This is a genomic window from Fodinibius sp. (assembly GCF_041642155.1).
Taxonomy (GTDB): domain Bacteria; phylum Bacteroidota; class Rhodothermia; order Balneolales; family Balneolaceae; genus Fodinibius.
Window position 1 is genome coordinate 1 of record NZ_JBEPWZ010000002.1, and the last position, 13,393, is coordinate 13,393.

The following is a 13,393-nucleotide window of genomic DNA, read 5'->3' on the forward strand; positions in this document are numbered from 1 at the left end:
AGTGGAAAAGTGGTGGTACCCAAGTGGTGAGTGACCTCAATGTGGGAAGCGATGCCCACTTTATAGCCGGCAGATCGAGCCTGGAAACAGAGGTCGATATCCTCAAAAAAGGCCAGCTCATAGGCTTCGTCCATCCGCAATCCCGTATCGGTGCGCATCATCATGCAGAAGCTGTCGATATACTCCGCCGGCATCAGCCCCGGACTGTCAGAATCAATATTCCGGATAGCCTGGTCGGGGTTGAGCGTCTTGTCCGCAGCGGGACCCACCAGCGCATAGCCGGGGTGGGCTTCCATGATCTTTTTTAGCTGTCCCACTGCATCGCTCCTGAATACCACATCATTATGCACAATACAGGCATAAGGCGTATCGGCCTGCTCCAACCCCTGGTTTACGGACGCGGCAAATCCCCTGTTCTGCTGATTCGTGATGACTTTGCACCCCAGGAAGTCCTTTTCCTGCAGCTCTTCCAGGTAGTCGTGCGTATCGTCAAGGCTGGCGTTATCAATAACAATCAGCTGGATCTCACCCGGATCGCAGTGCTTCGATACCGAAAGCAGCCCGTGCTCCAGCGCAGCCTTCCCGTGAATCGCCGTGGGAACGATGAGGCTGATGTCCGGATCTCGTCGCTGCGTTTCTTTTTTTCCCTCCGGGGATGCCTGGGGGGCCTGACGCTTCTCTATTTCTGATTTCTCTTTTTGCCCCTCCGCTTTCCTTTCCGTTTTGCTGATCTCATGTTTCAGCTCCGAGGCTTCCACAAACCGGCGTTTTTTCTCCAGAAGCTGGATTTTAAGCTGCTTTGCAGCCGGATGAGAGGGTTGTTCGTCAAGCACCTCTTCAATCTTTTCCAGGGCGGCGTTAAAACGGCCGTCTTCCTTCATAGCCACCGCCTCGTTAAGCAGCTCAATGTCAAAATCCCGTTCCCTCAGTGGCCGGCTCCCCGTTTCCAGGGACTGCAGGGCTTTGAGGATCTGATTCCGCTCATTCCCGGCTGTTTTGAGGCCCCGCAATAAGGTGGTCAACAGTTCCTGGCGCAAGGGGAGGGTCGGCGCCTGGATCTTTTCCATGGGACTGGGCCGCGACCACGGGCTCTCACTTCGCAGGAAAGAGGACTCCACAAGCCGACCGGCCAGGTCCATGCTACCATACGCATTTAAAAAGGGATTGAAATACCGCTTGTCCGCCTGCACATTCTGCAGGTTCCAGAGGAACGCCCCGTCTGTCGGCCACTGGTTCCGGTTGACAAGATCGATCCATCCCGGCAGGTCGGACGGCAGCCCGTGCCGCTGTAACATCCCCGCTTCCGGGGCCTCCCCCAGCTGTTCCAGGCAATCCGCGAGGAGCGGCTCGTCTATTTCCTGAATGGTTTCCGGTGCCCAAAAAAAAGAGCCGCTGCTTTGAACAAGGGCTTCGTTGAGGGCGTACCCGCGTCCCGCTCGCTGTTCGTGTTCGTAGTAGAACGTTTGCTCATGCTGGTAATAATCAAGCACAGACTGTATCACTTCATCGCTCCCGTCCGATGAGGCGTCATCAATCACAAAGAGTTCAAAGGAGATATCGGTGCACTCATACAGTGAGGTCAGCGTCGTTTCTATGACATCTTTCTGATCCTGTACGACAATCGTAACCGTAAGCAGCGAGGTAGAGGTATTAGGCATAGAGTACCTTCCGAATGATATAAGTTTGTTCTCTCGAAATATACGAGCTGAAAAGAAAAAGGCGAAAATAATTCATCGTGTATTTAAGAGTGGTCTTTACAGACTGGTTTGGAGGGGGCTCAACAGGCGATATCCATCAACGCTTTCTATGAATCCCATAGGAAATATCAACTCACTATTTAGCACTATTTTTTGTACCTTGTGATGAAATTAAATCAGGCAAACGGTATAAATAATGGAAGATATCGCAGGAAAAACATTTGACGTCGTAATTGTTGGAAGTGGACCGGCCGGGCTGACCGCCGCGCTTTATGCCGCCAGGGCTGACCTGAACCCGCTGGTCTTTGAAGGTCCCGAGCCCGGGGGACAGCTTATGCAGACAACGGATGTGGAGAACTATCCCGGCTACCCCGAGGGGGTGTTAGGGCCGAAAATGATGCAGGATTTCCGCGAACAGGCTCAGCGATTCGGCGCCGACTGCCGGTACGGGATGGTAACGGATATTGACTTTGGAGATCGTCCCTATAAATTAACGGTGGACGAAGAAACAGAGCTTTTCGCCAAATCCATTATTGTCTCCACCGGTGCTTCCGCCAAGTGGTTGAGACTCGACAGCGAACAACGCCTGCGGGGCAAAGGAGTTTCCGCCTGTGCAACCTGTGACGGGGCTTTTTTCCGCGACCAGCACGTCATTGTCGTGGGCGGAGGCGATACGGCCATGGAGGAAGCCACCTTCCTTACCAAGTTTGCCAGTAAAGTGACGGTGCTGCATCGTCGACAGGAGCTGCGTGCGTCAAAGGCCTTGCAGAGCCGGGCGTTTAATGACGAGAAGATTGAATTTATGTGGGACACCGAGCTCAAAGAAGTACTGGGCGATGAAGTGGTTGACGGCGTGGAAGTGATCAATAACAAGACGCGGGAGGTAACCACCCTGGATGATGTGACCGGCGTGTTTATCGCAATCGGGCACAAGCCCAATACCGACCTGTTCAAAGAAGTGCTTACGACCGATGAGGTCGGCTATATCAAAACCAAGGGCGAATCTACGGCGACGGACCTCGAAGGCGTTTTTGCCTCCGGCGATGCCATGGATCCGGTCTATCGGCAGGCCGTAACCGCTGCGGGTACCGGCTGCCGCGCCGCCCTGGATGCCGAACGCTTTTTGGCTGAAGAAAAAGTCAGGGAAAAAGTGGCCGTTGGCGGGTAACAGCTACCGCTTATTTTGGTGGCTCATCATAAGTCTGAACCCTTCTATTACATTAGGCCGGAATATATTTCGGAGATGCGTAAGGGCTGATGCGACGTATGCGACGGGCCTCGAGCTAATCGATTCTTCTGTTTTTACCTTTTGATGCTCACTGCTCTTCAGACTTTCCCACGGTTTTTTCAGTTTCTTCTTCCGCTCCCTCTTCCGACGCCAGTTCCGCATCTTCATCATCATGTTCAGCTTGTTCTTCCTCACCCTCATCCCGGATCTCAATGATTTCGGCCTCCACCTCATATTCATCTTCTTCCCCGTTTTCTTCCTCGGGATAGCGTTCCACAATAATCTTGACATCGTTCATAAACAACGCAAAGATGCTGATAGCGGAGACAATGGGGGCTATAACCGTAAGCACGGCCGTTCCCGCCAGGCCTACCGTCAGCTGGGACTGAAACAGGACCTTCCCGTTTTTATCCTCGATCATAATCCGACGGGCATTTCCTTCTTTTATCAGCTTTTTAACCTGGCTTATAATTTCTGAGACGGTGCCCTTGATTTCTTCCGTAAAGGTGTGTGTTGATTTTGAGGTCTTCATGATAAAACACCAATTTAATTATTTTGTAAGGATTGGACTCCTGTAGGATCTTACTACGTAAAAGAAATCCAAAAGATTCAGTTCAAGGAGTAATATAATGCTATCAAGAGTCTACTGCGCATCAACCATCGGGGTCGACGCTCGCCTTATCGAAGTCGAAGTAAACAGGACGAGCGGCATGCCTAAATATTTCCTGGTCGGTTTGCCGGACCGTGCGGTCAGTGAGTCCAGCGACCGGATTGAAGCAGCCCTCAGCAACTCCGGCGCCTCATTTCCCGACGGACGTATTACCGTTAACCTGGCGCCGGCCGACCTTCCGAAGGAAGGCAGTGCTTTCGACCTGCCGATTGCCGTAGCGCTGCTTCATGTATCGGGACAAATTAAAACGAAGGGATTGCATCAGACGCTGGTGCTGGGCGAGCTGGCCCTGGATGGAAGACTGCGTCCCGTCAAAGGCGTCCTGCCAATGGCGGTACAGGCCCGTGAAAAGGGCCTAAAAAATATGATCGTGCCCGCCTCAAACGGTCCTGAAGCGGCTGTCGTCGATGGGATCAACGTCTATGCCTTTGGACACCTGAGCGAGGTGATGGAATGGCTGCGGGACAAACAAAGCCATGATCCCCTGACGGTGGAGGTCAGGAAGATGTTCCGGGAAAACGGGCAGCAGCAAATCCTGGATTTCAGCGACGTCCGGGGACAGGAAAACGTAAAGCGGGCTTTGGAGGTGGGCGCGGCAGGGGGACACAATATCATTCTGGTGGGGCCGCCGGGTTCGGGAAAGACCATGATGGCGCGGCGCCTGCCCGACATCCTGCCCCCGCTCACGATTGATGAAGCGCTGGAGACGACTAAAATTCATTCCGTGGCCGGACTGCTGCCCAGCGGCAAGGCCCTCGTAACCTCCCGGCCGTTCCGGTCCCCGCACCACACCGTATCAGACGTGGCCCTGGTGGGCGGCGGCAGCATCCCCAGGCCCGGAGAGATATCGATGGCTCACAACGGCATTCTCTTCCTGGACGAACTGCCCGAGTTCAAACGGAGCGCTCTCGAAGTGATGCGTCAGCCGCTGGAAGACGGCTCGGTCAGTATATCCAGGTCCCGGATGAGCGTCAGCTACCCCAGCCGTATCATGCTGGTTGCTTCCATGAATCCCTCGCCCACGGGCGACTGGTACGATCCGGCCGATCCGGCGGGAGCAGATCCCGCTCAAATGCAGCGCTACCTCAGTAAAATAAGCGGTCCCCTTCTCGATCGCATCGACCTTCATATTGAAGTACAGAAGGTGAGCTATGATGAGCTTTCCAGCAAATCCAAGGGAGAGCCTTCCGCCAATATCCGGAACCGCGTGATAGGGGCCCGGGAGATTCAAACCCAGCGGTTTATGGGAATCAAAGGCGTCTACTGCAATGCACAGATGAATACCAAGATGTCTCGCAGAATATGCATGCTGGATGATGCCGGCGCCAGCATGCTCAAAAAGGCGATCACTTCCCTGGGACTCTCGGCCCGTGCGTATGACCGCATCTTAAAGGTGTCGCGAACGATTGCCGATCTGGAGCGTTCGGAAACCATTAAATCCAACCACGTTGCAGAGGCCATCCAGTACCGGAGCCTGGACCGTGAAAGCTGGCTGGGATAACCTGCTTTGGACTGCAGCCTGACGGGGCAATAAATGATACCAAAAGTATTATAGGGCAACTTTCCAACAGGTCATCAATTCATCATTGTTTATAAGTTATGAGTTTCTATTTTTATAATTGTTCTGCTTCACAAAAAAAAATCCGGAAACTTACCCGGATGATCTTCATAATGTTAGAAATTACAACATAACCTATCCGCCCAGTTATGAAACAATCCGGTTCCATCCCGTCGACTGAAAACCTGCCGATCTATTACGATCTCTATACTCCGGAGGAGGCAAAGGAAGAGCAGTCCCTCCCCCTCATTCTATTCCTGCACGGTTTCAAGGGATTTAAAGACTGGGGCGCCTTCCCGGAGGCCTGTGCCAGCCTGAGCTCCGCCGGTTTTGCGGTGCTGGCGATGAACTTTTCGCTCAACGGGGTGGGCAAAAGCATGACCGAATTTGATCAACTGGACCTGTTTGCCCGGGAAACCCTGAGCCAGGATCTGGAGGACGTGGGTTCCCTCATACAAGCCTTTAAAGATGACGCGATCGATTTCGATACTTCAAAATCCCTTTCCACAACCATCGACCCCTCCCGAATCGGGTTGCTGGGACACTCGCGCGGGGGACACACGGCTGTGGCGGCGGCCGCAGAATACCCGGAGGTACAGTGCCTGGTCACATGGTCGGCCGTGGCGGACTACAACGCGCGGTGGAGCGATAAGATGATTGCGGACTGGCGGGAGCGGGGTGTGACTGAAATTATTAATGGTCGTACGGGACAGGTTATGCCGGTTAAAAAAACGGTTTACGAGGATGCTCAGGCCAACGCTGACCGTTTGATGGCGATTAAACGGGTCCGGGAACTCAACCTGCCCGCCCTGTTCATTCATTCCAAAGGGGATGAAGCCGTACCCTATGACGAAGCCGAAAAACTTTTTAACCAGTGTCCCTCCGACCACAAGGAACTCAAGCTGATGCCTGATTCGGGACATACGTTCGATACCTCCCATCCCTTTGAGGATGAAACGTTCCCCGATACGTTCCAGCAGGTTTTACACCATACCCGGCAGTGGTTCCAAAATCATCTGCAATAAGGCTATCCATCAATGAGTTATTACAGGGGAAGATCCTGACGTGCCCGTGACGACCTCCAGTATTCGGGCGGAAGATAGTCACCAGAAAGTGGCGCAGGATCGGGACAGCGCCCGCTGCAGCTGCACCGAGAGGTTGCGGGCGGGTCTTTTCACCGAATGTTTACGATTGAAACCATGAGCTAAGATTCCCCGCAACGAACTTTAACAAACCCATTGAACCGGTGTTTCAACCCTCCGATGGATACAGGACAACCCTGCAGCTATCGAAATGGACACGGGCGGACATGGCATGGATGCTATATTAATTAAAAACTTTTCCTGTGAAGTCTGTAAAACACTATCTCCTTATCCTACTGGCACTGGCGGCCGCCATCCCCGCCACCGGCCAGGTCCCGGAACTGGTTAATGATGCCCGGTTCCGTTCTGATGCCCAGACGGCCGTCGATTCCATTTATAATTTTAACTTCGAGGGCGCCGAAGAGGTACTTTCGTCGTGGAAAGAGGACTATCCCGGACATCCGTTGTGGACACTCATGGACGGCATGAAAGTATGGTGGGGGGTGCTTTCCGACCTCGAGGATACCTCCCGCGATGATGAGTTGGTCACGGTCATGAAAAAAGCGAACTACCAGGCCGGCAAGCTCCTCCACCGGCAATCCTCTCATGCCGATGCGCTTATTATCCAGGCTATTGCCAACGGCTATGTCGGCCGTCAGTATTCAAACCGGGAAGAGTGGGTCAGCAGCCTGAATTATGCCCGCAAGGCAATGAATACCTATGAACATTTACTCGAACTGCAACCGGATATGGAAGATTTAAAGCTGGCACAGGGATTGAAGCGCTACTATTCGGCCTACTTGCCCGAAGCCTACCCTGTGGTCCAGACGGTCTCCTGGTTTTTGCCGGAAGGAGATAAACAAGAGGGACTGCAGCTTATCCGGGAAGCTTCGCAAACAGCAACCTTTGCACGGGCAGAAGCGCTCTATTTTCTGGGAAACATCAACTACAATTATGAAAAAGATTATGCTGCGGCCATTCCCTATTTTGAACAGCTCACGACCCGGTATCCCCGCAACAACTACTACGCTCGTATTCTCACGAAAAGTTATTACCAGCGGCGCCGCTACAACAAAGCTCTTGGGTTTATCGAAGAAACACTGAACCGGTGGCAGTCCCGCCAGCTGCCTCACGGCGAGGTGCTGCGGGAAGAACTGCTTACCTGGAAGGGACGAATTCTGGAACAAAAAAACCGGCCGGAAGAGGCCCTGCAGCAATACCGGCAGGCTTTTGAGCTGGGAGAGGAGCTCCCCAACACCTCTCATCGCGCTTTCTGGGTCGTCTCCGGGTACCTGTCCGGCAAGCTGCTGGCGGAGCGGCAGGATTTTGAGGAGGCAAGATTCTATCTCGAAAAGGTTGCGGGAGCGGATACGGCCCCGGCATACCGCGAAAAAGCCCGCGACCTCCTGTCAAAAATTAACTAAGTTAATTATTCCGCTGCTTCATCATCTGCTGCATCATGCTGCTCATATTTTTATAGCCGTCGGGCACTTCAAAAAGCGAATCCGAAAGCGACGTTTCCTCGATCTTTGTAGCCTTCATCTGAACGGTTGTGCTGCCATCGGCTGATTCTTCCACCACTTCCAGCGGCATATAACCATCCGCTATGATTTTTTTTGCCCACGCCGGCGCATTTTGTCGGGCCATTGGGTTACCCGGCGACATAAACGTACCGAGTCCCTCCGCCATACACATGTTCAGCTGGTCGCTGCCGTTGGTAACCTGCCATACTTCACAGCTATAGCCCGCCACGGTTTTTGACTGACCTGTACGGGTCATTTCAGAATCATCCCACTTGCTGTCGTACGCATCATTATCCATCCATTTCTCCGTATCCACATTCATGTAGCTTTTCATATTGTCCAAGACAAACAGCATTTTTGAGTCCGCCGGAAGAAATATCATAGCCCCCTTGGACTGGCCGTCCCCAAACTGCATGCGTACTTTGTCGCCTTTAATCATATAGGGAATATCACCCATCCCGTTTTGTGAAGCTCCCTCAAATTCGTAGTGGATGACTCCTTCGAAATTCTGAGCATGGCTCTGAAGGCTGAGGCCTGCAATCATACATAATCCCGCAATAAACGAACAAATTGCTTTTCCATGTTTCATATCCCTATCTCCTGTCTCTTTTATTTTTCTTAGATTCATCATATTGATATCTCTTTTTATTTAAACTCACGATCCCGCAATGCATTAATATTAATACTGAAGGGATGTATATTTGTAGTCTGGCCAGCTGCCTCTATAGGTTGTATACGTATTATCGTTATATAATAGATCAAAATGAAAAGCCCCTCCCACTGACGGGAGAGGCTTTCCTGAATTTAATATTTCACTTTAAGTTCCACTCAATCGACATCCCACCAAATGTTCATTTCAAGGGCTGAATAATTATTGGGGATTCCGGTTTCACTTACATTCTGCTGGTTGTTGTTATACTCAGACTGTGGATAAGGAAAACGCACTGGAATCCCACCACCAGGGGTATAAGGAGTGTTACTGACAGGTTCAATCTCTGGATAACCCGTGCGTCTCCAATCATTATAAACTTCATAGTTCAGAAAAGTAGCTATATACTTTTGAGTCATAATCTCCTCCAGCGCATTACCGACTATAAGAGGAGGAAGCGAGGCAATGTACAGATCCGCTTCAGTATCAGCGACACCGAGCTTATCCATTGAAGCTTGAACTGCTTCCTCATAGACCGGCTGGGCCGCAGCTGCGCCCTGTGTAATCAATATTGCCTCAGCCTCTATAAATTTGGCTTCAGCATAACTGAGCATATTCAGTGGTGCATCAGGAGCACTGTAAAATTCACCGATAGATGAGATGGTGTCTGTACCTGATCCCTGCTCACCATTTTCATGCCCTTCGTATTCCGGGTTCTCATCAGAAAAACCAGCCACCGGACCATCACTGTCTATAGCTCCTACAGGTCTCGCCTGGATGGGTAGTCTCGGGTCATCCAGGGATTTTAGAAGGTCCACATAGTTGGCACTCAACTGATCTCGAGTATCCCATTTGCTATCAATGGCAAACTGATACCATGGATTTTCGGAGCCCGTTTCCTCATAATACTGAAAATCGGCGTCGTCCGCATTACTTTCAAACCCATTTTGCAGGGCCGTCAATGCTGCCTGAGCCTGTTCATTGGCATCATAGCCGGATGCATTTGTCAAGTGCATATGAAGGCGTGCCTTCAAGGTATAAGCCAGCTTTTCCCACTTCCCCATATCTCCCCCATACAACAGGTCGTCGGAAGAGGGCGTTCTGACGCTTTCAGATTCAAAATCCTGAATTGCAGCGTCAAGCGTATCCAGCAACGCCGGATAAATCTCCTCCTGCGGGGTATAAGTCGGCGCCGGATCTGTAGCATTCAAGGCCGCCGAATATGGCACACTGCCAAAAAGATCTGTAAGTATGGAATAATTCCACGCCATGATCACCTTGGCAATACCAGAATAAGCATAATTATTTGATTCAGTAGCGTCCTTATTTAGCGTTTTGGCATTATTTAATACATCTATATAAGAAGCTCCCCATAAATTATCGGGACCTGTCGATGTATAATCATAGTTGTCTTCAGACGGTGGTTCCCCATTATAGGCCAGTTGCTGTACCCACAATAAACTTGTCCTCGCTGGTTCATTCCCAACTACTTCATAACTAAAATTTGCCAGAATAGCGGAAAGTTGCAGATCCGGAGGGACCTCATCCGGGGCCGTTGGATCTTGATTGACATCCAGGTAATCACTGCATGATCCAACCAGTAAAGTAATCGTAAATAAAAGAAATGCACTGGTTAAAAGTTTAGAAAATTTCATAACTAATATAACTATAGTTAAATGTTTTTAGAATGATACTTGCAAACTTACAGTATAATTACGAGTACTCGGAGCAAGCATATGGTAAAAACCTTGAGCATTACCACTGCCATATAAACTACCCTCCGGATCGCCGTAAGAAAAATCAGTATCAATCCACAAGTTACGTCCGACCCCTTTGATAGTCAGCGATCGGACCGGCAATTCTGCTATAAGAGACTGCGGAAGCGTATATGCTAAACTGAGTTCTCTCAATTTCAGATAACTACCGTCTTCTACAAAGTTTTCGAATGTAATACCATACACACTTTGCCAGTATGTACGGTCTCGAGTGATTTCAATATCATTGGGGTTACCTGAGCTTACCAACTCGCCATTATCATTCATCTCGGCAAAGACACCATCATAAATATAGGTGGTATTACGCTGTTCCGTATTTTCGGACGAACCGTAAAAGGTTGCATAATACAGGTCCATATTCAATATATCTCCCCCTTGCTGCCGGTCAAAAAGGGCGGATAATGAAACCCCTTTATAGCGGAAGGTCGTTCTCAGGTTTCCAGTCCAGTCGGGTTGCACATTACCGATAGGACCGTCACTGCCAGCCCTTATTGGCAAACCGCTTTCCGGATTTATAAGCAGTTCCCCGTTTTCAGATCGCTGGTACCGGCTGCCCCAGAGGACGCCATATCCATTTTTTTCTGGCTCTATCCGTATTTGCGGACTGGTAAATCCCCCCAGATAAATGTTCTCAACACCCTCGGCCAGCTTGACAACCTCAGTGGTGTTCTTGGAAAAATTAACATCGATATCCCACTGGAACTCACTTGTTTGGATGGGCGTCAATCCTAACGCAAGCTCTACACCGTAATTACGAATCTCTCCTGCATTGCCCAGGTAGCTGTCGTACCCGGAGGCATTGGACATGGGAACAGGAAAGATCTGGTTCTCGGTTGATCGATCATAATAAGAAATATCTACATTGGCTCTGTTTGCAAAAAATCTGAGATCAGCCCCCATTTCATACTCGGTCGTAATCTCCGGCTTCAATTCCGGGTTCCCAAGCTCAAAGTCTAAGTTATATCCATTAATTCCCTGAAAAGGAAAGTTAATATTACCCCGGACGCCATCACCGGGATTTGCCTGGACATAATTGGTAGAAAGCGAGTAGGGATCTGCATCACTACCAACCTGGGAAATAGAAGCACGAAGCTTAGCAAACGATACAAAGCTGTCGTCAAAGAAATCAACAGCATCACTGAAGACAAAACCAAGGCTGGCCGATGGATAAAAGTATGAGTTATTATCATCTGGAAGAGTGGATGACCAGTCGTTGCGCGCCGTCAGGGTGAGATAGATATAATCCTGATAATCAACGGTCGCCTGCCCGTAAAAGCTGTACAAGCGATACTCTTCTATCTCCTCATCACCAGTAACCGTATTTGCATTCGAAATATGGAAATAGTTTGGAATATTTAAGTTGGTACCCTCTTGCAGGGTGTAGTCATAATTGCGGGTATTAATATTATTACCCAGCAACAACTCAACAGAAAAATCCTGATTGAGATCTTGTTGCGCCGAGATCGTAAAATCCGAGTTAATCTGGGTACGATTAATCTTTTGATCGTACATTCCGGACGTGACTCCGCGGGTACCTATATTTTTACGGCCTTTTCGACTGTCGGTATACGTGTCTATACCAATACGTTCCGAGACCGTCAACCAGGGTAAGATATTGACAGTAATTTCAGAGTTTGAAATAAACCGATCCACACTACTGTTGTACGGGTTATTTTCAGCCAGCCAGAAGGGATTATTATACGAGGAGGAATGCATACGTTGCGTCCCGTCCTGTCTGGTAGCAGGAGTAATATCATAATTAATAGGCACGAAATTAAGCCCGTAAAGAAAATTCTGAGGACCGTTCCCTTCACTCATCCACTGGTTCGCAGTATTTATATAATTAACAGACGTTTGAACATTGAGCAACTCTCCAAGATCTGATCCAAACTTACCCATCAAACTGGTACGCTCCAGATCGCTGCCGGGCACGATTCCACTTTGATCTGTTCTGTTTGCAGAAAAAAAGTAGTTACTTTGAGAGGTTCCGCCCGAAATATTTATGGAATTTTCGGTCTTTTGTGAGTTTTCATAGAAGTCGGCCCTGGGATCATATGTTTGAATTTTATCCACACCCAGATCATTTAACACCTGAGTAGAAACCGAGTCTTTATGAGGTCCCCATGCACGCCCTATTTGAGGCTCATCACTGGGGGAGCCAGGCTCTATGTATCCCCCGTTGTCCGAAGGCAGGCCATTATGATAATATCCATCAATGCCCTGAAGATATTCATCATTAAAGCCATCAATAATAGCGGTACCCCAGCCTACAGATGAATTGAAATCAACTCTTAAATCTTGATCCTTTTGACCACTTTTGGTTGTAATAATAACCGCTCCATTCGCTGCACGTGATCCATAAAGGGCGGTAGCGCTTGCCCCTTTCAGGACACTCACATTTTCAATAGTACTGGGATCAATATCAAGTGCCCGATTTGAAGCTCCCCCTGAAAAAAGTATATTCTCCGTAGGATTTCCATCCGAAGCATTACTCACGGGGATGCCATCCACAACGAATAGCGGCTGGTTATCTCCCAGCATGGATGAATTTCCCCGGATAGTAATACGGGAGGATTTGCCCGGCTGACCGCTTGAACTGTTTATCTGCACACCGGCAATCTTGCCGGCTAAAGCATTCACAATATTTGATTCACGGGAATCAGTCACCGACTCTCCAGTGACCTCCTGTACAGAATAACCGATGGATCTAACTTCACGCTCAAAACCCAGTGCTGTTACCACTACCTCTTCTAAGCCAATTTCTCCCGCTTCCAGCGTAACATCCACTTCAACGGTTTCCCCCGACTCGATGGCTACCTGCTGGGTATATTCCGTAAACCCTACGAATGTCACACGCAACGTATAGGTTCCGGCTTCAACGTTACTGATTGTATAGTTACCTTCAGCATTCGTTGCCGTGCCTTGGCCCGATTCTACCAATAGTACGTTGGCACCGGGTACAGATTCTCCGTTGTTGTCTATAACCTGGCCGGTAATACTTCCGGTCTGCGCAAAAGCCATCTGCGCAAAAAAGGCTATGAAACAAAACGACAATAGTAACTTTCTAAACATAAATTACCTCGTTTTTTATTAGATACGCTGTGTATACTCGTTTTTGTTTCTTCAAACTGGCATAGGCATTATTAATAAACCCAGGTTACCGCTAATCACTCTTAGTAGTAAACACCAATCAAGTTTAGATAACCCCTAA

Annotated in this window: 9 protein-coding genes; 4 read left to right on the forward strand and 5 right to left on the reverse strand. The window is 49.5% G+C overall.

Annotated elements, in window-relative coordinates; translation table 11 throughout:
• The coding region (locus ACESLU_RS00330) for a glycosyltransferase (protein WP_372633513.1) at positions 1 to 1,658 on the reverse strand (1,658 nt) is incomplete at its 3' end.
• A 235-nt stretch (positions 1,659 to 1,893) separates the two neighbouring features.
• Between ACESLU_RS00330 and trxB the strand changes: the two genes are divergently transcribed.
• Positions 1,894 to 2,865, forward strand: coding sequence for a thioredoxin-disulfide reductase (gene trxB, locus ACESLU_RS00335; RefSeq protein WP_372633515.1), 972 nt, complete (start codon positions 1,894 to 1,896; stop codon positions 2,863 to 2,865).
• A 148-nt stretch (positions 2,866 to 3,013) separates the two neighbouring features.
• Here the strand turns inward: trxB and ACESLU_RS00340 are convergent, their stop codons facing one another.
• On the reverse strand, positions 3,014 to 3,457 hold the full coding sequence (locus ACESLU_RS00340; protein WP_372633518.1) for a DUF4342 domain-containing protein: 444 nt from the start codon (positions 3,455 to 3,457) through the stop codon (positions 3,014 to 3,016).
• A 97-nt stretch (positions 3,458 to 3,554) separates the two neighbouring features.
• Here ACESLU_RS00340 and ACESLU_RS00345 point away from each other — a divergent pair, with 97 nt between their 5' ends.
• The 3 genes from ACESLU_RS00345 (at position 3,555) to ACESLU_RS00355 (ending at position 7,659) form a co-directional block, all read left to right on the forward strand.
• The gene (locus ACESLU_RS00345; protein WP_372633520.1) at positions 3,555 to 5,096 is read left to right on the forward strand and encodes a YifB family Mg chelatase-like AAA ATPase; all 1,542 of its coding nucleotides are present in this window, start codon (positions 3,555 to 3,557) and stop codon (positions 5,094 to 5,096) included.
• A 206-nt stretch (positions 5,097 to 5,302) separates the two neighbouring features.
• A complete protein-coding gene (locus ACESLU_RS00350; protein WP_372633523.1) occupies positions 5,303 to 6,178 on the forward strand; it encodes an alpha/beta hydrolase family protein in 876 nt (291 codons plus the stop codon).
• Between the two features lie 320 nt (positions 6,179 to 6,498).
• Positions 6,499 to 7,659 carry a hypothetical protein gene (locus tag ACESLU_RS00355; RefSeq protein WP_372633526.1) on the forward strand — a complete coding sequence of 387 codons (1,161 nt, stop codon included), beginning with the start codon at positions 6,499 to 6,501 and terminating at the stop codon, positions 7,657 to 7,659.
• 1 nt (position 7,660) lies between these two features.
• Here ACESLU_RS00355 and ACESLU_RS00360 read toward each other — a convergent pair whose 3' ends face one another.
• The 3 genes from ACESLU_RS00360 to ACESLU_RS00370 form a co-directional block, all read right to left on the reverse strand.
• Positions 7,661 to 8,347, reverse strand: coding sequence for a DUF4412 domain-containing protein (locus tag ACESLU_RS00360; RefSeq protein ID WP_372633529.1), 687 nt, complete (start codon positions 8,345 to 8,347; stop codon positions 7,661 to 7,663).
• A 239-nt stretch (positions 8,348 to 8,586) separates the two neighbouring features.
• A complete protein-coding gene (locus ACESLU_RS00365; RefSeq protein WP_372633532.1) occupies positions 8,587 to 10,062 on the reverse strand; it encodes a SusD/RagB family nutrient-binding outer membrane lipoprotein in 1,476 nt (491 codons plus the stop codon).
• A gap of 27 nt (positions 10,063 to 10,089) precedes the next feature.
• On the reverse strand, positions 10,090 to 13,254 hold the full coding sequence (locus ACESLU_RS00370; RefSeq protein ID WP_372633535.1) for a SusC/RagA family TonB-linked outer membrane protein: 3,165 nt from the start codon (positions 13,252 to 13,254) through the stop codon (positions 10,090 to 10,092).
• Positions 13,255 to 13,393 lie beyond the last annotated feature (139 nt).